This is a genomic window from Rhodococcus sp. NPDC058521 (genome assembly GCF_042719695.1).
Classification (GTDB): domain Bacteria; phylum Actinomycetota; class Actinomycetes; order Mycobacteriales; family Mycobacteriaceae; genus Rhodococcus_F.
This window is the reverse complement of the sequence record NZ_JBHXNL010000011.1, coordinates 113,095-134,931: the sequence shown is the minus strand read 5'-3', so window position 1 is coordinate 134,931 and position 21,837 is coordinate 113,095. Positions and strand designations below refer to the sequence as shown.

23 protein-coding genes are annotated in these 21,837 nt (G+C 64.3%); 12 read left to right on the top strand and 11 right to left on the bottom strand.

Features of this window, described 5'->3' with window-relative positions; genetic code table 11:
* The first annotated feature begins 105 nt into the window (after window positions 1-105).
* A complete protein-coding gene (locus tag ACFWO3_RS16950; RefSeq protein ID WP_378579798.1) occupies window positions 106-429 on the top strand; it encodes a WXG100 family type VII secretion target in 324 nt (107 codons plus the stop codon).
* Complete coding sequence (locus ACFWO3_RS16945) at window positions 429-782, top strand: hypothetical protein (protein WP_378579796.1); 354 nt, start codon at window positions 429-431, stop codon at window positions 780-782. The genes ACFWO3_RS16950 and ACFWO3_RS16945 overlap by 1 nt, the downstream gene beginning before the upstream one ends.
* On the opposite strand, the gene ACFWO3_RS16940 is transcribed toward ACFWO3_RS16945, so the two are convergent.
* The 3 genes from ACFWO3_RS16940 to ACFWO3_RS16930 form a co-directional block, all read right to left on the bottom strand.
* Window positions 731-2,125, bottom strand: coding sequence for a DUF222 domain-containing protein (locus ACFWO3_RS16940; RefSeq protein WP_378579794.1), 1,395 nt, complete (start codon window positions 2,123-2,125; stop codon window positions 731-733). The genes ACFWO3_RS16945 and ACFWO3_RS16940 overlap by 52 nt on opposite strands.
* A 33-nt stretch (window positions 2,126-2,158) precedes the next feature.
* Entirely contained in the window at window positions 2,159-2,851 is a 693-nt protein-coding gene (locus tag ACFWO3_RS16935; protein ID WP_378579792.1) for a TMEM165/GDT1 family protein, read from the bottom strand.
* 159 nt (window positions 2,852-3,010) lie between these two features.
* A complete protein-coding gene (locus ACFWO3_RS16930; RefSeq protein ID WP_378579826.1) occupies window positions 3,011-3,538 on the bottom strand; it encodes a peptidase in 528 nt (175 codons plus the stop codon).
* Between the two features lie 169 nt (window positions 3,539-3,707).
* On the opposite strand from ACFWO3_RS16930, the gene ACFWO3_RS16925 reads away from it, so the two are divergent.
* Window positions 3,708-5,009 (top strand): hypothetical protein, encoded by a 1,302-nt coding sequence (locus ACFWO3_RS16925; protein WP_378579790.1) that lies wholly within the window; start codon window positions 3,708-3,710, stop codon window positions 5,007-5,009.
* 11 nt (window positions 5,010-5,020) lie between these two features.
* Here ACFWO3_RS16925 and ACFWO3_RS16920 read toward each other — a convergent pair whose 3' ends face one another.
* Complete coding sequence (locus tag ACFWO3_RS16920) at window positions 5,021-5,644, bottom strand: superoxide dismutase (RefSeq protein ID WP_378579788.1); 624 nt, start codon at window positions 5,642-5,644, stop codon at window positions 5,021-5,023.
* A gap of 255 nt (window positions 5,645-5,899) precedes the next feature.
* Between ACFWO3_RS16920 and ACFWO3_RS16915 the strand changes: the two genes are divergently transcribed.
* From ACFWO3_RS16915 to ACFWO3_RS16905, 3 genes are read left to right on the top strand one after another with little or no spacing between them, the layout of a single operon-like run.
* Window positions 5,900-7,099 (top strand): acyltransferase family protein, encoded by a 1,200-nt coding sequence (locus ACFWO3_RS16915; protein WP_378579824.1) that lies wholly within the window; start codon window positions 5,900-5,902, stop codon window positions 7,097-7,099.
* Window positions 7,056-7,766 (top strand): peptide-methionine (S)-S-oxide reductase MsrA, encoded by a 711-nt coding sequence (gene msrA / locus ACFWO3_RS16910; RefSeq protein WP_378579786.1) that lies wholly within the window; start codon window positions 7,056-7,058, stop codon window positions 7,764-7,766. Before ACFWO3_RS16915 ends, msrA begins: the two co-directional genes overlap by 44 nt.
* Before the next feature lie 51 nt (window positions 7,767-7,817).
* Window positions 7,818-8,372 carry a hypothetical protein gene (locus ACFWO3_RS16905; RefSeq protein ID WP_378579782.1) on the top strand — a complete coding sequence of 185 codons (555 nt, stop codon included), beginning with the start codon at window positions 7,818-7,820 and terminating at the stop codon, window positions 8,370-8,372.
* Window positions 8,373-8,383: 11 nt separating this feature from the next.
* On the opposite strand, the gene ACFWO3_RS16900 is transcribed toward ACFWO3_RS16905, so the two are convergent.
* A complete protein-coding gene (locus ACFWO3_RS16900; RefSeq protein WP_378579780.1) occupies window positions 8,384-9,310 on the bottom strand; it encodes an LLM class F420-dependent oxidoreductase in 927 nt (308 codons plus the stop codon).
* A 42-nt stretch (window positions 9,311-9,352) separates the two neighbouring features.
* Between ACFWO3_RS16900 and ACFWO3_RS16895 the strand changes: the two genes are divergently transcribed.
* The gene (locus ACFWO3_RS16895; RefSeq protein ID WP_378579778.1) at window positions 9,353-10,213 is read left to right on the top strand and encodes a S49 family peptidase; all 861 of its coding nucleotides are present in this window, start codon (window positions 9,353-9,355) and stop codon (window positions 10,211-10,213) included.
* 15 nt (window positions 10,214-10,228) lie between these two features.
* On the opposite strand, the gene ACFWO3_RS16890 is transcribed toward ACFWO3_RS16895, so the two are convergent.
* A complete protein-coding gene (locus tag ACFWO3_RS16890) occupies window positions 10,229-11,989 on the bottom strand; it encodes a hypothetical protein (protein ID WP_378579776.1) in 1,761 nt (586 codons plus the stop codon).
* A gap of 487 nt (window positions 11,990-12,476) precedes the next feature.
* Here ACFWO3_RS16890 and ACFWO3_RS16885 point away from each other — a divergent pair, with 487 nt between their 5' ends.
* From ACFWO3_RS16885 to ACFWO3_RS16875, 3 genes are read left to right on the top strand one after another with little or no spacing between them, the layout of a single operon-like run.
* Window positions 12,477-13,298, top strand: coding sequence for a DUF4328 domain-containing protein (locus tag ACFWO3_RS16885; RefSeq protein WP_378579774.1), 822 nt, complete (start codon window positions 12,477-12,479; stop codon window positions 13,296-13,298).
* A complete protein-coding gene (locus ACFWO3_RS16880) occupies window positions 13,295-14,059 on the top strand; it encodes a glycerophosphodiester phosphodiesterase (RefSeq protein WP_378579772.1) in 765 nt (254 codons plus the stop codon). The genes ACFWO3_RS16885 and ACFWO3_RS16880 overlap by 4 nt, the downstream gene beginning before the upstream one ends.
* 33 nt (window positions 14,060-14,092) lie before the next feature.
* Window positions 14,093-15,007 carry a DUF5926 family protein gene (locus ACFWO3_RS16875; RefSeq protein ID WP_378579770.1) on the top strand — a complete coding sequence of 305 codons (915 nt, stop codon included), beginning with the start codon at window positions 14,093-14,095 and terminating at the stop codon, window positions 15,005-15,007.
* Between the two features lie 6 nt (window positions 15,008-15,013).
* On the opposite strand, the gene ACFWO3_RS16870 is transcribed toward ACFWO3_RS16875, so the two are convergent.
* Complete coding sequence (locus ACFWO3_RS16870; RefSeq protein ID WP_378579768.1) at window positions 15,014-15,556, bottom strand: ferritin; 543 nt, start codon at window positions 15,554-15,556, stop codon at window positions 15,014-15,016.
* A gap of 274 nt (window positions 15,557-15,830) precedes the next feature.
* On the opposite strand from ACFWO3_RS16870, the gene mgtE reads away from it, so the two are divergent.
* Entirely contained in the window at window positions 15,831-17,195 is a 1,365-nt protein-coding gene (gene mgtE, locus ACFWO3_RS16865; RefSeq protein WP_378579766.1) for a magnesium transporter, read from the top strand.
* 169 nt (window positions 17,196-17,364) lie between these two features.
* Here mgtE and ACFWO3_RS16860 read toward each other — a convergent pair whose 3' ends face one another.
* From ACFWO3_RS16860 to ACFWO3_RS16845, 4 genes are all read right to left on the bottom strand, one after another.
* Window positions 17,365-17,910: a ferritin gene (locus ACFWO3_RS16860; protein ID WP_378579764.1), complete on the bottom strand. Its 546-nt coding sequence runs from the start codon at window positions 17,908-17,910 to the stop codon at window positions 17,365-17,367.
* A 27-nt stretch (window positions 17,911-17,937) separates the two neighbouring features.
* Window positions 17,938-19,182, bottom strand: a complete 1,245-nt coding sequence (locus tag ACFWO3_RS16855; RefSeq protein ID WP_378579822.1) for an LCP family protein — start codon at window positions 19,180-19,182, stop codon at window positions 17,938-17,940.
* Between the two features lie 151 nt (window positions 19,183-19,333).
* Window positions 19,334-20,164, bottom strand: a complete 831-nt coding sequence (locus tag ACFWO3_RS16850; protein WP_378579762.1) for a CPBP family intramembrane glutamic endopeptidase — start codon at window positions 20,162-20,164, stop codon at window positions 19,334-19,336.
* A 66-nt stretch (window positions 20,165-20,230) separates the two neighbouring features.
* Window positions 20,231-20,998 carry a DUF2470 domain-containing protein gene (locus tag ACFWO3_RS16845; protein WP_378579760.1) on the bottom strand — a complete coding sequence of 256 codons (768 nt, stop codon included), beginning with the start codon at window positions 20,996-20,998 and terminating at the stop codon, window positions 20,231-20,233.
* Window positions 20,999-21,104: 106 nt separating this feature from the next.
* Between ACFWO3_RS16845 and ACFWO3_RS16840 the strand changes: the two genes are divergently transcribed.
* Window positions 21,105-21,803 carry a hypothetical protein gene (locus ACFWO3_RS16840; RefSeq protein ID WP_378579758.1) on the top strand — a complete coding sequence of 233 codons (699 nt, stop codon included), beginning with the start codon at window positions 21,105-21,107 and terminating at the stop codon, window positions 21,801-21,803.
* Window positions 21,804-21,837: the final 34 nt, after the last annotated feature.

The window sequence follows — 21,837 nt, the reverse complement described above, 5'->3', positions numbered from 1 at the left end:
GGCTTCGATGCGACGTCAATCTATCGAAGTCCATACTCGAGTGCACCAATTCATCCACAGGGCACGTAAGCTGACGCACCGAAGCCGACAGGGGAGGGCGAAGAGATGGCGAATGGAAATGGTGGGGCAGTCCACGTCGACACCGCACAACTACGGGCGGCCGCCGATCTGACGGACTCGGTGTTCGCCGATGCGAACACCGCACTGACCGCGACAGATCGTGAAATCACTGGTTCGTCGAGCGCGTGGACCGGCACGGCCACTGCAGCATTCGAGACGTTCGGAACGTACTTGAACGGCCGGCGTGACGCGTTGCTTGCAGATCTGGCGAAGCTGTCGGACACACTGGTCGCCAACGCCGCGACGTACGACGGTCAGGACATCGCCAATGCGGACGCAATAGTCGGAGCCGGAAGGGGGATCGGGTGATGGCTGAACTCGAACTCGATCGGGGAGCGTTGTCTCGCTGCATCGACGCGTGCAGCAAGCTCGTCGAGGACATGGATGCGCTACTCGTCCGTGCCCGGAGTGAATTGGCCCCTGCGAACATGGGTTTGGGAGAAGAGCATCTTCCCTCTGCAGCTGCCTTCACGAACTTGGTACGAGAAAAGGCCTCTGCCGCAATGGTGATCATCGAAGCGAATCGAGATCGCGCCGTCGAGATGCGCGCGGACTTCGAAAGAACGCTGGCCGCATATGACGAGCAGGATTCGGCCGCGGCGGCAAGCATCTACGGAACGTCGCTGTCCGACGCGGCTTCTCGTATCAATTCTCTTGGGTGATGGCGGCGGTTGATCCGCGGGCGCCTCGTCGGATCGATGTGGCGAGGCGAAACCCAACCAGTTCGACGTCGTGACTTCACCGTCGCCCAACCATTTTCGGAATCGTTGACCAGTGCATGGCATGCGTCGCACGCCAGTGTGAGGTTGTCGATGTCGGTGTTGCCGCCGCGCTGCCAGGAGCGCACATGATGCACAGCGCATCTGGTGGGCGGCGCCGAGCACCCGGGTCGTGTGCATCCTGCATCGGACGCGATGAGCGCGAGCCGTTGATCCGAGGACGCGAGCCGGCGCCTTCTGCCGAGGTGTAGAGGGCGCCCATCGTGGTCGAAGAGGGCGAGAATGGGGTGTGACTGCTCGGCGAGCTTCAACGCCTCCGGGATGGGCACCAGTCCACCGGACGCGGTGGTGACGACACCACCGGCGGACTTCTCGAGCTGCGCCAGCGTCATCGTGATGATCGCGGTGGCGGGCAGCCCACGATGACTGCCCAACGAACCGGAGGAAAGCACCGTGCGCAGCATCGCGGTGAGAGCGTCGTGGTTGCGCTGGCCGGTGGTTCGCGTGTCGCGGGCAGCGGCGGCAGCCAGTCGATCCCGGTCGATGCCGGAGTCTTCACTGTCTCCGGTAGGCGAATCCGGGTCGGAGGGGTTGTTCATCCCCGGGCGCGCCCACTTCTCCAGCACAGGGTCGAGGAGTGCGCGTGTGGTGGGATCGAGTTCGCCGGAGATCTTGGACATCAAGTCGGTGTCCTGCCTGGACACGTGCAGGCCGCGCCGCCGCGCGCGGTCGCGTTCGTCGGTGAGGCTGCCGTCCGGATCGAGGTAGGCCAACAATCTGTGGCCGGCTTGCTCGACGTCCTCTGGCGTGCCGTGGCGGGCGCAATCGGCCAGGATCTTTTCGGCATCCGCGATATCGGACGGTGAGACGACGCGAGGAACCTTTCGTAGCGTCTTGCTCACCGCCCGAACATGGTCGTTGCCTATCGCGCCGTCGGCACGAGCGGCGGCGGTCTCGGGCAGCGCCGGTGGAGCCGGTTGGCCGTCCATGGTGTGCCAGGTACCGACTTCCCGTGCCCGGCCCACTCGCGCGGAAGCATCCGTTGCCGACACTCGAATGATGTCGACCAGCAGCTTGTTGGGGCTGTTGTAGCCCAGGCGCCCAGGAATCGAGCGCTCCATGGCCTCGACGATCAGCCGGTCGGACACCGCGCCCAGCGTTCGCACCGTTGTTTCCAGTTGGCGGATGAATTCGACGACTTCGTCATCGGACAGATGAGTGAGGCTGTCGTGTACGAGCACGGCGGCGGCGCCTTCGAGCGCCTCCATGCTCGCTTCGAATTCCACCCCGACCCCCCAGTTCGAACTTGTGTTCGAAGTCTACCTCGGCGGTCCGACACGTGCGGCTGTTTCGGAGATTCGGCGGCGAGAACGCAGAACCGCGCCGATGATGCAGGCAAGCAACACGACGATGCCGCCGCCGATCGCACCGGCCGCGGTACCGGGGAAGATGCTGTCGAGGAGCAACCAGGCGCCGAAGACGAAGAACAGGACCGCAGCAGCAATCCGAATGACGTTCTCGGGTAGATGCTTACCGAGAACGGCGCCGACGACGATGGCGAGAGCGTCGGCGGCAACCATGCCGATGGTCGACCCGAGCCACACACCGACCGCATCGTGATCGGTGGCCAATGTGATGGTGGCAAGCATCGTCTTGTCGCCGAGCTCGGCCAGGAAGAACGCGGACGTGACGGCGAGCAGGGCTGATCGTGCAGTTCGGCCCGCCTTGCCCGACTCCTCGTGGGAAAGGGAATCTCCGCGGAGGGTCCACCCTCCGAAGATCAGGAAGGCGATACCGCCGACGATGGCGATCAGTGTGGTCGGCAGCACGACGCCGAGCGAATGACCGACCGCAACGGACACGAGGTGCACGATCGTGGTCGCGATCGTGATTCCGGACAGGACAACCCACCAGCGATAACGCAACGCGAACGTCATCGCCATGAGCTGGGATTTGTCACCGAGTTCGGCGACGAAGATCACGCCGAAGCTGAGCAGTAGGGCGGCTGGCAAAGAACATCCTCCTGACGAACTCGTAGGTCGGAGGATGGGGTGGTGCCATGACGCAAGGTTAGCTCGAGAAATCCCGAAAACCCAAACCACGCAATAAGTTTGGCGACATTGGTGGTGAAGTTTCGGGTGCCCTGACGGTGCCGAACGTGGCAGGCGAAGTCACGCCAACAGCATCGCCAGGACTGCAGTGTCGGGGTCGCCGATGGGGTCGATGCCGACCCTGCTGACCATGGATGTGACTGTGCCGTCTGCTTCGGCTTCCACCCAGGCAGCCCGGTGTTCGAGGCCGAGGTCGGGCAGGCCGGGGAGTAGCACGCATCCGGATGCGGCGCCCTCGCACTCGGGGAGGGTCGGGGCTGTCTCGGACGGCGGGTGCAACATGAGGATGGCGGGCGGTCGATGTTTCCCGAACCGGCCGGGCGCCACTGCCGACTCGCCGAGAACTGGTCCTTCGGCGATCACCAAGCCGACGGTTCCCGGGGCGGGTTCTTCGGGCAGTTCTTCGCGGACCCCGAATACTGTCGAGGTGCGCAGAATCCCGGGGAGTGTCGTGACGCGGACGGCTAGCGCGAGTAGCTGCGCCCATTCTTTGGTGGTGTCGGGCCAGCGGCCCGAGATGACGAATCCCTGCAGAATTCCTGCAGCCTGAAAAGGTGAGATGCCGACGTATCGGCCGCTGCTGTTCATCACTGCCTCCTCGGGGTGGGCGCGTGCCGCTCCGCGCACCTGTCCGGGTACTTCCAGCTTGCTCCCGATCACACCTGGCACACAAGTCCACCCGAGTGCCAGATTTCCTCAGACGTCCCTCATGATTCCCACAGAATCGGCGAACGATTGGTCGTCTAGGTTTCGGCGCATGAAATCTGTGCGCATTGCGGCGGCGATGGTGTTGGTTCTGGTGATCGTGGGTGGGGGTGCTGCGGTCGTTGCCCAGGCTCGGGACGGAGATAGGGGCGTTGCCGTGGTCAACGCCGATGCAGGTGCTGTCGTGGACGAGGTGGAGGTCCATGCGGGCGATCGCATCGCCGAGAGTTTGGGGGAGCAGTCGTCTTTGGACTGGCACGTCGTCAGTGCGGAAGAGGCCGCTGGAGGGGGCTACCTCGCCGTTGTCACGATCCCCGAGGACTTCAGTGATGCCGTCTCGTCGGTGTGGGGTCCGAAGCCGCGCAAGGCATCTCTGGACGTGCAGATGAACGTCGACGATTCGACGGTGGGCGACAGTGTGAATGCTGCTGTCGCACAGGAGGTCGGTGCGGAGGGGATATCGAACCTGTTGACGGACATCGCCGCGAACCGGTCCAAGTTTCAGCAGGCCGGGATGCTCGCCGGGTTCCTGGCGGCCGGCACGGGCGCTGCCGACTCGGCCGCTCGGGAGTTGGCGGAAGGCGCGGACGCTTTGTTGCCGTACCTCGCAACCGCGCGTGCGGGGTCCGTCGAACTGCTCGAGGTCTCCGACAAGGTCGCGGCAGTGGTGGACGAAACAGCCGGCACCGCAGACGATGTGGCGAATCGGCTCACCGAACTGGGTGCAACGCTCGGTGACGTGACAGGCAACACAGAACGGACGAAGAAGGCCCTCGACGACACTCTGAACGTGCTGCGCCGTACCCCGTTGCCGCCGGAGATTCTCGGGAACCTCGAACAGGTGTCTGCCGATCTCGGTCTGCTTTTCGAGAACCTGGACGCCGTTCCCGATCTGCTGGGTGACGACGTCGGGCCCGAATCGAACCTCGGTGATCTCGTTCGCTCGGCGATGGCACAGGTGCAGGCAGCGAGCGCACAACTGTCGGACGGAGCCCGGCAACTGGACGAAGGTATCGGTCCGATCGCAGATCAGGCGCCGGAGATGGTGGATCAGGCCACGACGCAGATGATCGACGGATTCACGAAGTTGAAGGATCTGTCTTCGCAGCTGTCCACGGACCTCGGATCGGGTGCGGCGGCGATTCCGGCCAGAAGCACCGCACAACAGAATATTTCGAGCGACGTGCTGGCGGCACCCGTCGCGGTCAGTACGTCCACGTCGTCGACCGAGCTGATCACGGCCGAACGTTTGGCGATCGGATTCGCCGTTACCACCGTGGTCTTGGCAGTGGCGTTGTTGGTCGTGACACGAAACAGGCGCGCAGCGGAAGATTCCGCTGCGCGCCTGTCGTGAGGGCGAAAGATCTAGACGATCAGGCCCGAGGTCTGGGTGCGCGCCTTCTCGAAGCGAGCGGCGACGTCGGCCCAGTTGACGATGTTCCAGAATGCCTTGACGTAGTCGCCCTTGACGTTCTGGTAGTCGAGGTAGAACGCGTGCTCCCACATGTCGAGGAGCAGCAGCGGCGTGAGGCCGATCGGGATGTTGCCCTGCTGGTCGTACAGCTGGACGATGAGCAGGCGCTGGCCGATGGAATCCCAGGCCAGGATGGACCAGCCGGAGCCCTGGATGGCGTTGGCGTTGGCCGAGAAGTGGTTCCGGAATGCGTCGAAGCTGCCGAACTGATCGTCGATCGCGGCTGCGAGTTCACCCTCGGGCTTGTCGCCACCGTCCGGGCTCAGGTTGTTCCAGAACACCGAGTGGTTGGTGTGACCACCGAGGTGGAAGGCGAGGTTCTTCTCGTGCAGGTTGACCACGGGAGCCAGCGCGTCGGACTCACGAAGCTCGGCCAGCTTCTCGAGAGCGGTGTTCGCGCCGGTGACGTAGGCGGCATGGTGCTTGTCGTGGTGCAGCTCCATGATCTTGGCCGAGATGTGCGGCTCGAGAGCTGCATAGTCGTAGGGGAGTTCCGGCAGCGTGTAAACAGACACGAGCATCCCTTCTTCGTGGGCTTGTGCGCCCATCTGTTCGATGAACGTTCTCGGGTGTGTACCCCAATTTCGGGTTCTATCCTGATCTCGGGTTATACCCAATCTCATTAGTACACCCATCGCAACAGTTGGACTCCGGAGGCCATTCCCGGGCGGAAATGTTCGAGCCCGAAATGCGCGCCGAACAGCGTGGTCGTGCGGCTGCGCGATTCGGAAACCACGTGAACAGCACCTAAACTCTCCGGGGTGTCAACCCTGCTCCCCTCGTCGACGTCACGCGACCTCGCGCCGCGTGTCGACTTGAAGGGCGCGAATCTGCTGCGATTTCTGGCGGTTCTGACCGTCCTGTACTCGCACATCTCCTTCTACCTGATCGACGATCTCGGGACGGGTTGGTGGGGCCTGGACCTGGTGTACGAGCTGTTCATCGCGCGCGGCGGGCTCAATCAGCACCTGTCGTTCCTGGGTGTTGCCGTGTTCATGACGTTGACCGGGGCGCTGATCACTCGCTCGGCCATCCGGCACAGTCCGCAGAAGTTTCTGTTGAATCGTCTCGGCCGACTGCTACCCGCATTTTGGGTGGCGATCGTGGCTGCGATCGTTCTGGTTCGGCTGGGAATCAACGGGATGTTCAGCGGCCAGGTGGGAGTCTCCAACTCCGAAGCTGTGCTCAGTTTCTTCCTCGGCAATTTCTTCTTGAAGCCGGAAGTCGCGGTGCTCGGTGTCGCGTGGACCTTGACCGTGCAGGTGACGTTCTATTTCGCGTGTGTGTTCGCGAGGCCGATCCTGCGTGCCACTCCGATCATCATGCCGCTGGCCGGCGCTGCGATCTGTTCGTTGATTCTGCTTTACAACCTGTACGTTCCCCAGCCGTACTCGGTGCCGATGCTGTCCAAGATCGCGGCCACGCTGCCGACGGTGTTCCTGGGTCAGATCATCTACCTCGGCTGGGCGCGCCTCGCGGATTGGCGCCTGATCGTGATCGCCGCATTCGCGCAGATCGAGGTCGTGCGATTCGCCACCGAGTTCCGCGTCTACTGGGCCGGGGATCGCTACCTGTGGACGATCGCGGTCGTCACGGCTTGTGTCGTGTTGATCGGTCGCTACGACGGCCAGATGAACAACTGGGCGGTGGTGCGTTGGACGGCGCAGCGCAGTTACACCATCTACCTCGTTCACACTCTCGTCCTGTACCGGGTGTACGAGAACACGGTCGGCCACTTCGGTCAGACCGGCGCGATCATAGCGTTCCTCGTCGTCATGGCTGCGGTGGCGGAAGCTCTCTACCGGTGGGTGGAAGTTCCTGCCGCACGAAAAATCGCGGCGTGGACCGATCGAAGAGCGGCCCGTGCCGCCAAACCACCAGATCGGGTGGCGACGGACACGCCTGCGCCGCGCGTAGCATCGGGGCATGTCTTGGTACGACGAACTTCTGGGTCGCGCATCAGCCGATAGCCCGATGGTCACCGCCGACAAGGCCCTACCGGGCCGAAGTCAGCCGATGCCCGTGCCAGCCGAGCACTACGTCAACGGTCACCCGATCGCCCCGCCGTTCCCGCCGGGGATGCAGACCGCCGTGGTCGCGATGGGATGTTTCTGGGGTGCCGAGAAGGGCTACTGGGAACTCGACGGCGTCTACTCGACGGCTGCCGGCTATGCGGGTGGCTACACGCCCAACCCCACCTACGAGGAAACCTGCTCCGGCCGTACCGGTCACACAGAGTCGGTTCTGGTCGTGTTCGATCCCGAGGTGATCACGTACGAGCAGATCCTCCAGCATTTCTGGGAGGACCACGACCCCACGCAGGGCATGCGGCAGGGCAATGACATGGGAACCCAGTACCGCTCGGCGATCTACACCTTCGACGAGAATCAGGTCGAGGTCGCCGAAGCGACGGGCGAACTGTTCGAGAAGCGTCTCACCACAGCCGGTTTCGGCAAGGTGACCACCGAGATCGCACCCCTCACACAGTTCTATTACGCGGAGGACTACCACCAGCAGTACCTCGCGAAGAATCCCGGCGGGTACTGCCCCGTACACGCCACTGGTGTCAGCTGCCCGGTGGGTGTCTTCAAGCAGGACGAGGTGCCCGCGCAGACCGACGTGCTGCCGCCCACCTGATACGTCCGCTCCCTCGAATCGAGGAAGAGCCCGAAAGGTGAACAGAAGAGCATGTGGAGCAGGTCAGCAAGATTGGGCCCGCTGGTACGACCGGTCGACAGAATTCAGCGCCGTTGCTTTCTGACATTGGTAGTCCTCGCGATCGCGTTGATCCCGGTCGCCGTCTTGTTCGGCGTTCGCAACGCCACCTCCCAACTCGACCTGATCGAGAATCGACGAGCCGAGCTCACCTCGGTGTCGGCGACGGTCGTGGACTCCGAAATGGAGCAGCCACAGGCGGAGTTCGTCAGTGGACCCGAAACGGCAGACATCGAGTGGAATTGGCACGGCCAGATCCGTCACGGCACCGCGATGGTGCCGCCGAGCACAGAATCGGGCACCGAGATCGATGTCTGGGTCGACCGTGGCGGCGCGTTGTCGCCGCCCCCGACAACTCATTCTGCAGCTGTCGTCGGGGGCATCGCGCTGGCCACCTTCACCTGGTTGTCGGTGGTTGTGCTGGCCACGATCGGATACCAGTTCGGCCGAATGCGCTGGGATCGCATTCGCTACCAGAAGTGGGACCGAGATCTACGCGCGTTCCTGGACTCGACCACCCGGTACTGACCATCCGCCGGTCACAGTTGAGGCATGACCTCGCTCGCGACCAGTTCGAGGTGGTCCAGATCGATGAGGTCGAGAGTCTGCAGGTAGATGCGCTGGGACCCCACCTCGGCGTAGCGGCCGATCTTGTCGACGAGTTCGGCCGGGGTGCCCGCGAGACCGTTCTCGCGAAGCTCGTCCACCTCGCGTCCGATGGCGGCGGCACGCCGCGCGATCTCGTCCTCGGTGCGTCCACAGCACAGGACGAGTGCGTTGGAGTAGACGAGTTCCTTCGGGTCTCGTCCCTTCGCGGTGCAGGCCTCACCCACGCGCTCGAACGTCGCCTTCGTGTCGTCGATGGACGCGAAGGGCACGTTGAACTCGTCGGCGAACCGGGCGGCCAGTGCTGGGGTGCGCTTCTTCCCGAGGCCACCGATCAGTACCGGCGGACCGTCGGGAGTGTGCGGCTTGGGGAGGGCCGGGGAATCGGTCAGCTTCAGGTACTTGCCGTCGTGTGAGAACGTCTCACCGACCGGCGTCCGCCACAGGCCGGTGATCACCTCGAGGGTTTCCTCGAGCCGGTCGAAGCGTTCACCGAGCGGTGGGAACGGAATGCCGTAGGCGTCGTGTTCCTCCTCGAACCAGCCGGCACCCAGTCCGAAATCGACCCGGCCGCCACTCATCTGATCGACCTGAGCGATCGATACGGCGAGGGGGCCCGGGTGCCGGAAGGTCGCCGACGTGACGAGCGTGCCCAACCTGATGGTGGAGGTCTCGCGAGCCAGGCCGGCGAGCGTGATCCACGCGTCGGTCGGGCCGGGGAGACCTTCGGAGTTCATCGCCAGGTATTGGTCGGACCGGAAGAATGCGTCGAAGCCCAGCCGCTCCGAGGCCTGCGCGACGGTGAGGAGTTGGTCGTAGGTGGCACCCTGCTGTGGTTCCGTGAAAACGCGTAGCTTCATGCGGACCAGTGTTCCTCGAGTCCCGGTCAGTACGCTCGAGGTATGGCATTCACCCTTCCGAAACCACTGGCAGATCGGCTACCGGAATCCATCGGCGGTCCCGGCGGGGGAGTGGTGCCCGTCGTGAAACTGCAGGGAATGATCGCCTCGGGTGGCGCCGGGTTCGGTCGCCAGGCGGTGAGTATCGAATCGGCCGAGGAGCCGCTCGAGCGTGCATTCACGACCGGCGGTGCGAAAGCCGTCGCCCTGATGATCAACAGTCCCGGCGGATCACCGACGCAGAGCGAGTACATCGCGACGCGCATCCGACAACTGGCCGAAAAGCACGATCTCCCCGTGATCGCGTTCTGTGAGGACGTGGTGGCATCCGGTGGCTACTGGCTCGCGTGTGCCGCCGATGAGATCTATGCGACGTCGACCTCGGTGGTCGGCTCGATCGGCGTCATCTCGTCCGGCTTCGGGTTCTCCGAGCTGATCGATCGCCTCGGGATCGAGCGACGCCTGCACTCCGCGGGTGAGGCCAAGGCGCGCCTCGATCCGTTCTCCGCGGAGAAGTCAGAGGACATCGAATGGCTTCGTGAACTGCAGCAAGGCATCCACGACGAATTCGGCGCCTGGGTGCGGTCGCGTCGTGGCGACCGCCTGCGCGGCTCCGACGAGGACCTGTTCGACGGTGAAGTGTGGCTCGGGCGCAGGGCCGTCGAGCTCGGCATCGTCGACGGTATCGGTACCCTGCGCGAGGTGATCGAGGAGAAGTACCCGGATGCCGAGATCGAGATGACCGGACCTCGTCGCACCCTCTTCGCGAAACTGGGGCTGCCGGCCGCGAGTTGGGACGGCGCGGCCGCCGCCGTGATGGGTGCGATCAACGCGCGCGCTGCCTGGTCCCGATACGGAGTGTGACCGGCACTTGCCCGTTCACGGCTTCGGAATCACCACGCCGACCGGGCCCATGCCGACGCACAGCGACAGATCGGGTGTCAGAGTGCGGATTCTGAGGTTGTCGCCGCCACCGGTCAGCCGGACGAACACTCGGTTCGGGCCTGCGGTGACGGGCACCTCGGCGGCTTTGCCGTTCTCCATTGCAATCTCGATCGCGCCGTTGGCGGACGCGAGATAGTTGAGCTGAACGGTCCACTCCCAGTTGGTCAGAGGTCCATCGAGCGGGATGTCCGTGTAGCTGCGCCGTTCCACGAGATTGCCGCAGTCGGGTGCTATGCCCTGCGTGATCGCTCGCACCCAGGTCACATCGGCGTCGACAACCTGCCCGGAGTCGTCGAGCATGCGGAGTTCCGGAGTGCTGTCGGAGAATTCGGGCCGATCGTTCAGAGGCCCGAGAACTCGGCTGACCAGGTTGTTGGGATACGCGACCGGGAGTAGCACCCAGATCGAGGTGGGCTGCTCGAGCAGTGGCACGTCGTCGTGTTCTGCGAGCGATGCCCGAGCCGTGGCGAGGTAGTCGGTGGTGGGGTTCTCTTCCCAACTCCGTGTGAACGTGTAGGTGGAATACACGCTGCTGAACGCGAAGGCGACCGTGGCGGCCACCGCGATGATCTTGGTGCGGTTCGCAGGCACACGTGAGAGCAGGGGGACTCGGTTCGGCGCTCGCAGAACGAGCGCCATCGCGATGGTGACGATCGACGCCGTGTCGGTGAAGTATCGGAGGGTCTGAGCGAGTTCGAACGTGGTATCGGCCCCCCACCTGGTGATGACCATGGCGGTCACCGAGGCGAGGAAATATGCGCCGGCCGCGATCCAGACCCAGCCCACGCGCCGTTTCCAACGCATGGTCGCGGCCACGGCGGCGACGGCCGTCAGCCAGCCCGCGACCACGAGAACGACGGGCGGCGACGACCACGGTGGACTCGGTACCCACCGCTCCCATACCCAGGGCCCGCCGAGGAGGGTGGGGAACAATCCGAGCGACGTCGCGTGGCTGAACAGCTCCCAGGCACGGCCCATACCTGCCCATTCGAATTGCGAAGAGACCGTCGTCGCGTATGCGAGCGCCCAGACCGCAACGATTGCAATGGACGTCGTCCACAGGGCACGTCCGCGTCGCCATGCCGTTTTCAGAGGCGAGGGGCTGCCGCTGACGTGGCTCAGCAGGGCTACCGTCGCGAAGGCCACGAACGGGATCAGCACCGATTTCTCGAAGAACAGCAGGCACACCGCGAACACGAGCGCTCCACTCACCGCGAAGCGTCGCCGGCCCGTGCGGCGAAGTGCGATGGCGTCGGCCGTCACCCAGGCCAGCCCGATCTGCAGGGGCAGTGCATTGAGGCCCGCTGCCCACCACGTGAATGCCGGAATCGTGAGGGGGGTGAACAGGTAGAACGTCAGCGGAATCAGCAGTACGCGCCGATCTCCGAGGAGTGCACGAAGTAGGCGCAGCACCGCCAGCGACGCGAGAGCTTGCAGCACCACAAGCATCACCAGCGGCAGGGCCCAGTCGTAGGGGGCGATGCGTGTCGCGATTCCGGCCACGACGAATGCGGCAGGCATGAAATGACCGTCGTGGTCGTAGAGCAGAAGATCGGCGGAAAGGAGGGGAAGCTCGCTGCCGCGACCGGCCAGGATGAGGTCGTCCCAGTAGAAGTCGCTGTGGCCTGCGACAACGCCGCGAACCACGAGTTGGAGGACGACGAGCGCGATCGCCGACTGCAGGACACGCGACATAGATTCCACAGATTACAGATCGAGTGGAACCAAATGGGTCTCGGCCGCGTCTGATCAAGTGTCGGGCCGATTCGGTTCGGCGACAGCCGGGGGACAGCGGCCGGTCCGGAGTTCAGGAGGGGTAATTCCGGCCCGGGCCGCTGTGGACCGTGTGGACCGATCGGTTCCCAACCTGTCGACAACACGCCCGAGGATGCGCTCTGACCTGTGAATACAAACCTCTCGGTTTGTTGAAAACTGTGGATGGGCTTGTGGAAACTGTGGATAACTCGACGTAACTGGTGGCGTGGCTCACACAATTGGGCCGAATTGGACCTTTCGGTCGGCCTCTGCCACCCACGCGTCCACATGACACAATCGGCCCACATGACACAATCGGCACAGTGAAGTGGGTTCGCGTATGAGCGTCGTGCAGGTGTGCGCAAGGTGCGCCGCGCGCTGGCCCGTCGTCGGGACACCGGTGCAATGGTGCCCACGCTGCAGCGGAGTGCTTCTGGCACCCATCCAGACGAAGACTCACCTGCGTCCGGAACGACGCGGATTTCGATGGATAGCCCGAACGCCCCTCAGGCGTCCAGCGCTTCGCAGCGACACCGCAGGCCGTTCGCCCGAGACCCCGCGATACTCGGAAATCCCTCGGTGGGGACTGCGTGACGCCCCACCCAAGCCGGTGTCGAAGAACGCCGACCGGTTCGAGCAGATGGCGGACCTCGCCGGATACATGCTGGTGCTGACCGCGATCGTGTACGCCCTGGCAGCCGTGGCCGAGCTCGGCCGGTACGTGATTCTCCTCGTCAACAGGTCCAGGCTGATCGACCCGCTCGTTCTCGCCGTTTCGGACATCAGCGTCTTCGTCCTCCAGGCCTCCGGGATGTTCGTGGCCCTCGTGGCCGCCGTCACCTCGGTCTTCTGGTTGCTTCGTGCTCGGCGCAGGGTGTTCGAGAGTTCCAGGACGACGGATCCGCGTAACCCTGTGGAGATCGCAATCGGCTGCGCGGTCCCAATCGTCAACCTGGTGATGCCCGGCGTCTTCCTTCTCGAACTCGTCCGGCGCGATCCGCGGGCGGTTCTGCTGATCCGCATCTGGTGGGTCGCTTGGGTGTGCGGAGCCGCGCTCGTGTGCTTCAACTGGCTGTGGAGAACTCGCGAGGGTCTGCAGGCAATGGCGGATGGAGTTCTGCTCGCAGCGTCCACCGCAGCATTCGCCTCGGCGATCGCCGTGCTCACTCTCGCCGTCCTGCGTCGACTCGAGAACCGGACATTGCGGGGTCGTGGAGACAAGCGCACACGCTGGGTCTTGGCCGCATGAAGCAGCTCCGTCGGGGCCCGCTCGTGGTCGCACACCGGGGTGCGTCGGCGGCACTTCCCGAACACACTCTCGCCGCCTACGAACTTGCTCTCGAAGAAGGTGCGGACGGTCTCGAATGCGATGTCCGGCTCACCCGGGACGGGCACCTCGTGTGTGTGCACGATCGGGCGATCGATCGAACGTCGAACGGCACGGGGATCGTCAGTGAGCTCTCCCTCGCCGAACTGCGCGAGTTCGACTACGGCACTCCCGATGCACCCGCGGAGATTCTGACTCTAGGTGAACTCATCACTCTCGCCCTGGACTGGCAGTCGCGTCCGGTGAAACTGTTCGTGGAAACGAAGCACCCCGTGCGATTCGGCAGCCTCGTCGAGAGCAAGGTGCTCGCCGAACTGCACCGCTTCGGGATCGCGTCGCCGCCGTCCGCCGATTACGCGAGGGCTGTGGTGATGTCCTTCTCGGCGGCCGCGGTGTGGCGGATCAGGCGGTCCGCGCCACTGCTGCCCACCGTCCTGCTCGGAGAATCCGCGCGCTACCTCGGCGGTAGCGCAGCCACGACGGTCGGTGCCACCGCGGTCGGCCCGTCCGTGAAGACACTGCGTGAGCACCCGGACACCGTGGACAAAGCGGCAGCCGCAGGGCGGGCCACCTACTGCTGGACCGTCGACGAGCGTGCAGACGTCGACCTGTGTCGCGAACTCGGTGTCGGCTGGGTCGCCACCAACCATCCGGGGCGCACCAAGAACTGGCTGGGTACCTGACCCGCAGGGCACGGACGTGTAGGTTTTGGCGTCGTGGGTAAGAAGAGCAAGAGAAACAGTGGTCCGAAGCCGGGTGGCGCGCGTGCAGAGAAGCTCGCGCAGCGTAGAGCGGAACGGGAGAGCGCCGAATCGATCGTGACGCGCCCGTTCGAGGGGGTCGCCGCCGAGTGCGACCTGGTCGCACTTCGCGAATTCGTTCCGTCCGCGACCGCACCGCTCCCCGTCCCGGGCGCCGACCGTGACATCACGCTGGCAACAGTCCTGCCCGGTGCCGTGGCCGCACTCGCCCGTGAGAACGGTGGCGTGAACGAGTCGTTCGTCGGTGTGCAGGTGCAGGCGTACTCACAGGACCTCGGTGCCGATCTCGCCGCTTCGGTCGAGTGGGTGAAGTCGGCTTCGGCAGGCGATTCCCTGCCCGCTGCCGATCCCACCGAGGACACCCCGGACTTGAAGACCGTGATCGATCCCGACGCGATCCTCGACATCACCGTCCATCAGAACTTCGACTGGTGGATTCCCGAAGGTGTGGAGCCGGCCCCCGAGGTTGCTGCCACGGTGCAGCAGGCGAACGCGGCCATCATGCCGTCGGCGCGCTTGAACGCAGACGGTGTCGTGGCCGCCTGGTGGGTCGACGCCGGGGACAAGGCACACATTCGCTGGGTTCGTCCCGAGAACGAGGACGATCTGATGCTGGCGCTCGCTCGCGTGCACGCCGCCGGTGGGTTGCACCTGGGTGAGGGATCGCGCTACGCCGGTTCGTTCCGTACACACGGACTGCTCGTCCCCGTGTTCGACCTCGACCCGGAGATGCACGCCGACGAGTGGGCCCCGGCCACCGTGGAACTGGGTAACCGGTTGGCCGAGGCCCTCGCCGTCAATGCACCTCTGACCACCGAAGAGCGTCGCGCCCGCGACGGACTGCGCGGGCGTCAGGTCACGCTGCGGTAGGTCCGATCAGATGGTTCCACCGGCTGCGCTCGGCGCGCCGGTGGAATCGCCTACGGTGCTCATCTCGCGGGCGACGAACTCTTCGAGATCGAACAGGTTGCTGCCGGCGCGATCGGCGATGTTCAGCAGTGTGGTCATGCTGGACACCTCTTCGATCTGTTCCTTGAGGAACCACTGCATGAACTGCTCGCCGAGGTAGTCGCCCTCCTCCCGGGCGGTGCTGGCGAGCTGAACGATCTGCTCGGTGACCGTCTTCTCCTGGGTCAGGGCCAGCTCGATCGGCTCACGGGCGTTGTCGAAGTGCGACTTGGCCTTGTCGACTCCGGTGAGCTCGACCTCCATGTCGCGGTCCAGGAAGTACTGGACGATCATCATCGCGTGGTTGCGCTCTTCGATGGACTGCTTGTAGAAGTGCTTGGCCAATTGCGGCAGGTCCGCATTGTCGAAATACACGGCAGTCGCGATGTATTGGTGGGACGCATTGAATTCGTTTCGAATTTGATCGTGAAGCAATGCGTGGAATTTCGTGAAGTGTGAATCGGTGGTCATGTGGACCAAGATAATGCAGGTCAGAGCGCCTGTCATCCAAGCTCGACCTAATTGTGGTAAGCGTTCCCAAAGTAAAGTTCGCCTAATCTATGTCATTGCGAAAAGGATTTCGCCACTTCTGACGATTATCGACAGAGTGAGGTTGGAACAGAGTGTGATTGTGGGCGGGACGGTGGTCGAGACCGGCCGGGGTGCGAGGCGCCGGGATCGGGGTGCACCGGTCATGGGACTACCGCCGACTCCACACCTTGCCCTCGGGTGACTGGCCTAGGGTATGAACGTGAGCCGTGACGAAATGACCGACACCGGTGGCAACCGCATCCGCCTCATCGATCGCGCTCTTGCAGACAAAGACCTGACGGCGCTCAGTCATGCTGTGGATCCTCTCGTACCCACGGATGTCGTGTCCGCCATGGAACGACTTGACCGTACTCAGCGCGCCGTCGTCTACAGGGTTCTCTCCAAGGACAGGGCATTGGCGGTCTTCGAGGATCTTCCTGCAATCCTGCAGCGCGACCTGGTCGATGCACTCCGAGACGAGGACGTCGCGACCCTCTTCGGTGAACTCGACCCCGATGACCGAGTCGAGCTTCTCGACGAGCTGCCGGCCAAGGTCGCCGGCAAACTCATGCGCGGACTGCCGGACAAGGAGCGGCAACTGACCGCTGCGATTCTCGGATACCCAGCAGGTGCGATCGGCCGTCGGATGAGCCCGGAGTTCGTGACCGCTCACCCTGACATGTCCGCAGCAGACGCCATTGACCGAGTGACTCGCGACCTCGAGGATGCCGAAACGGTGTACGTCATTCCAGTAACGGCCAACCGGGTCCTCGTGGGTGTTCTGCACCTGCGGAATTTGCTGCTCGCGGACTCACACACCCGGGTTGCCGACATCATGGAACCGCCGTGGTGGGCGTACGCCACCGACGGTGCCGAAGACGCGGCTCGGTACTGTGCGCAGTTGAAGCATTTGGCACTTCCGATCGTCGATGCGGAAACCAGGCTTGTCGGGTTGCTGACAGTCGACGACGCATTGCGGATCCTCGAAGACGCCGAGAGCGAAGATCAGGCACGCATCAGTGGTTCCGAACCACTCCGTCAGCCGTATCTGACCACTCCGATCGGACGAATTGTTCGATTGCGAGTGGTGTGGTTGCTGGTCTTGGCGATCGGCGCAACGCTGACAGTTCAGGTGCTGGAGGTATTCGAGTCCACGCTGGACAGTGTCGTCACCCTGGCGTTGTTCGTTCCCCTACTGATCGGAACGGGCGGCAACACTGGAAACCAGGCGGCCACTACTGTCACCCGCGCGCTGGCGTTGGGAGATATCGAAACGCGTGATGGCGGCAGAGTACTACTGCGGGAATTGCGTGTGGGAGTGCTTCTGGGTGCGTTGCTCGGGTCGATAGCTTTTGTCGTTGCAGGCTTGGTATACGACCGCGATATAGGACTCGTTGTCGGTCTGACTCTGCTTGCTGTTTGTTCCATGGCCGCGACGGTGGGCGGAATCATGCCGCTGGTTGCCCGAATGCTGCGGACCGACCCAGCAGTGTTCTCCAACCCATTCATTACGACATTCGTCGATGCCACTGGGCTGGTCATATACTTCCTGATCGCCAACGTTGTCCTCGGTCTCTGAATCCGAACCGTTGATTTCCATTCTGCGTGGAATTCAACTGTGCGGTTGCAGTTGCGCCGACCAGCGGCCCTCCCGATCCGACTCTGAGGCGATCCGCGGCGCGCTGCTCGGCGATGTCCTGCGAATGACCACCGCTTCAAGCGCGCCCAACCCCCATCATGGCGGTGGGTCAGTCGCCTTCGCCTGCGGCTGAGGGCTCCGTCGGATCCGCGGCGCCGCCCGTCCATTCGCGGGCGACGAAGTCCTCGATGTTGAACAGGTTGTCGCCTGCGCGGTCGACGATGGTGAGTAGCGTATTCATCTGCGACACCTCTTCGACCTGCTCCTTCAGGAACCACTGGATGAACTGTTCGCCCAGGTAATCGCCGGTGTCGCGGGCGGTGTGTGCGAGCCGAGTGATCTGCTCGGTCACCTCCTTCTCCTGGCGGAGCGCGAGTTCGACGGGTTCGCGGACAGAGGAGAACTCCGTCACCACCGGGTCGATTCCGGGGATCTTCACCTCGAGGCCGTTGTCGATGAGATACCGCACCATCATCATCGCGTGGCGCCGTTCTTCGTTGGCCTGCTCGTAGAACCGCCCGGCGAGACGGGGAAGGTCGTTCGCATCGAAGTACACGGCTACTGCCACGTACTGCTGGGAGGCGGCGAACTCGTTCTTTATCTGTTCGAGCAGCAGGACGTGGAATTCATGCGGGTTGGCAGGCTTGACGTTCATGGCATCGAGATTACCGGGCGAAGCGTGTCATCCCGGGGGTGTGGTCAACAGGTCGGGTGGGATCGGGTCGTCGTTTGCAATGGCTCCGAAGAACTGGCTCGCGCGGTCGTGATCCCATAGCAGAACGTTGCCGGAACCGTTGTCCTCGAAGCCCGAGACCGGGATCGTGGTGGTGGTCATACCGCCACGCATCGCCCAGGCCAGACGACCGAGATGCCAGATGTGGTCACTGTTGTCGACTTGCAGTGTCTCGACAGTATCGCTGGCCAGAGACCACAACCGGAACGGGTTGAGCCAGGTGGTGGGGCTGGTTGCTTTCGACAGCAGGGCGGACATGAACTTGCGTTGATTGTCCATACGATCCAGGTCGGCGAGTGCCGTGGCCCGACTACGCACGAATCCGAGCGCCTGGGTACCCGAGAGCTCCTGGCAGCCTGGTTGCAGGTCGATACCGGCAAGCGGGTCGACCATCGGCTGTTCGAGGCACATGTCCACACCGCCGACCGAATCCACGATTCCAGCGAAGCCGCCGAAGCCGATCTCGGCGTAGTGGTCGATGTGCACACCGGTGGCCTCTTCGACGGTTTGGGTGAGCAGCTGTGGCCCGCCGAGCGCGAACGAAGCGTTGACTTTGTCCTGCCCATAGCCGGGAATGGAGACGTAGGAGTCGCGCGGAATACTGACCATCGTCGGCTCACCGCTGTTCGAGATGTGGACGAGGATGATCGTGTCCGTGCGGTCGGGCCCGGTCTCGCCACCGGTAGCCAGTTCCGCTTCTTGTTCGGGGGTGAGACCTGTCCGGCTGTCGGAACCAACCAGCAGCCAGTTCGTTCCGGGAGTGTCACCGATTCGGCCTTCGTAGTCGGAGAGAGCGTCGACGCGGTTGAGCGAGCTGTCGAGGTAGAAGGTCACTCCGGCGAGCGCGAGAACGAGGACCAGGAACATCAGGCCGAAACGGCGACCCCAGTGGCGCTTGCGGCGCATCTTCGGGGGTCGGCTCGGCTCTGGTGCGCGCTTGGGTGCCTGCCGTGGTGGCGCAGGCGGGGGAGCGGAATGCCCGCGCCGGGGACCCTGCCGGTACGGCTGGTCCTCTCGATACGGCTGCGGGGTCTGCGTGGGCGCGTGCCCCTGGGGTGCCGGGCGCTGGCCCGGACCCTGTGGTGCGGGATTTCTGGGTGCCGGCGCAGGGTAGGGACGCGGCGGTGGATTGTGAGGCGCCTGCGACCAGGCCTGTTGTGGTGGGGGCGGCGCGCTTCCCGGGTTCTTGCGGATGACCTGGGTGCCCTCGGGTGGCGGCCTGTGCGGCGGCGGTCCCTGCGGGGGGCCCTGCCTGCGTGGGGGTGGCTGCTGCCCTTGTGGCTGCCTGCGCCGAGGGGGAGGGGGGTTGCCGGTCACCCCATGACTTTACTGTCCTGCCGCGGGGTCACGGGATCCAGCCGACTCGGCCGCGTAAGGCCGCGTAGCCGACGAAGCTGACGCCGTCGATCAGTGCATGGGCGATCACCAGCGGCCACAAACGCCCCGTTTTCTGCCAGTATCTGCCGAATACGAGCCCCATCACCACGTTCCCGATGCCACCACCGAAACCCTGATAGAGGTGGTAGCTGCCCCGCAGAAGGGCGGATGCCAGCAGCGACGAGTTCTCGCTCCACCCGAGTCGGCGCAGTCGCGTGATCAGGTACGCGACGACGAGGATCTCCTCCGCGCACGAATTGGCGATCGCCCACAACAGGAGAGCGGGTAGTCGCCACCAGTATTCCTCGATGGTGCTGGGGGCGACGGTCAAGTTCGCGCCCACTGCACGGGCAATCAGGTATAGGCCGAGGCCAGGAACTCCGATGAGTACTGCCAAACCGACACCCTGTGTGGCGTCGGGACGTCGGATCGAACGACCGAATCCGACAGCCTTCGGTCCCACTCCACTGCGCCACAGGAGATACAGCCCCAGGGCGCCCCAGGCGACAAGACGAAGCACGCCGAGAAGTTGTCGGGCGAAGTCGATGAACTGGTTTTCTGCTCGCGAGGTGTTGAGGGCAACAGCCTGATCGGCGAGGCCGCCAGGGGTCGCCAGAGATTCTGCCAACGACAGGACGCTGGACAAGCCGCTGAGGCCGAAGGTGACGAGAAGAACGATCGTGATCTCGACCCACAGGCCCCGACGCTCCGCGGATGACAACGGGGGCTGGGTCGACGGTGGTCGGTCCGGCCTGATCCACGAACGAACTGCGGCATCGACACTCACGCGGGAGAACACGCGTCCGACGTTAGCCGCCGGTGGTGGGCGGACATTGCGTCCGGCTATGGAGTAGGAGCGGTTCCATCAACTGCGGGCGCGAAGTCCGTTGACGAAGGGGCATCCGACGAGGAGCCGAATTGCTCGGCTCAGGGAGGTCGGGTCGTGGGCGGGCTGTGCGAAGGACAATCGGACGTCGCGATCGCCGTCCTCGTTCTCGATCCGGAGGTTCAGTCCGAACCGGTCGATACCGAGCGGGCGAACCCGGCCGGTGCGCATGTGCGGCGGCAGTTTGCGGGAGAGCAGGTCGATGAGGTCCTGATGGTCCTCGTCGAGATGCTGCAGCCACGCGCCTTCCATTTCCCAGAACGGATCGGCCGACGCATCGAGCAGTTGCTCGACCTGAACGGGCTCGGCGCCACTCGAGTCAGCCACGACCGCCGATGCGAGACGAAGCCGGAGAAGCACGGTGGTGTGTCCGATGTCGAGGAGTCCCGGGTGCGGAAACTCGGCCGCGACCTCGTCGGCGAGCTCGCGCGAGTGCGCCTCGCACAGCGAGTGGAGGGTGCCGCGCAGCCACACGAGTGACCGGACGGGTTCGCGTAGCGACAACGGGGAGTTGTCGGTCAGCTCGAGGACGGCGGGGAGGCCGCCTCCGCCGGCGAGCCAGGCAAGCGTCGCTGCCGCAGACTCGGCCGGAACGGCGACCACGACGTCGCCGCGGGGCAGGAGGTGGTGAACCGTCGTGACGGTGGGTGCGCTGCCTTCGATGGCGAGGACGGCATCCCGCGTCCTGGCACACGAGCTGCGGACGCGCTCGGCCGTTGTCGGTCCGGTGGGTGTCGTGGTGGCCATCGTTCCCCTCCCGAGAGGTCGGTACTGCAAGTCGGTGAATAAGGTAAGCCTAAATTAATATCAGCGTGGCGTGAGTCGCAACCCCTACGAGAATTACGGTGGACGAGTGTCGATCGATCTCCCCCTCGGAATTCCCCGGCCCGCCGGCCCGGAATCGCTGCTCTCCGCCCTGCTGAGCGAGCGATTCACGCAGGCAGACGAAGCTCGCACCGCGAAGACTGCGTCGGTGTGTGGTCCGCCGATCGTGTCGGCCGCGAGTCTGCTCGGCCAAGACGGGCTCGAGCTCGGAAAGATCGTCGTGGACCTCGACCTCGACCCGACGAAGCTTCGCGGCGCGCCACAGGCGGCGTACGAGGCGGTCCGGTATCAGCTCGACTGCCCGGCGGATGATCTCGGCGACGCCATCGCACTGCGGGTGCCCTCGCCCCTTGCTGTCTATCCCACGACGGGCGACCCGGGCCTCGCCGATGCGGCCCGTGCACTGGTCGACGGCGGGAAGATTCCGGGCCTCGGACGCGGGTACTCGGCTTCCGCGATTGCGGACTTCCTTTCGGTGCTCGCCCATGCCGACACCGGTTTCGTGGCGAGGGCCGACAATCCATCGGAAGTGTTGTCGATTCTGGCCGGCACGGTCGCATCCCTACGCGGCGACGATGTGCGTCGCGCTCTCGAATCCCCGAACGCCGCCAGTTTGGCCTCGTTGATTCCGGAAGCTGCATCAGCCGTTCGTGAGGTGCTGATCGGGATCGAAGTGGCAGCCCCGGTGGACGTCGGCGCACAACTGAACGCGCTCGGCCTGACATAGGGCCGTGGGCGGCACGCAAAGCCGACTTCACGAA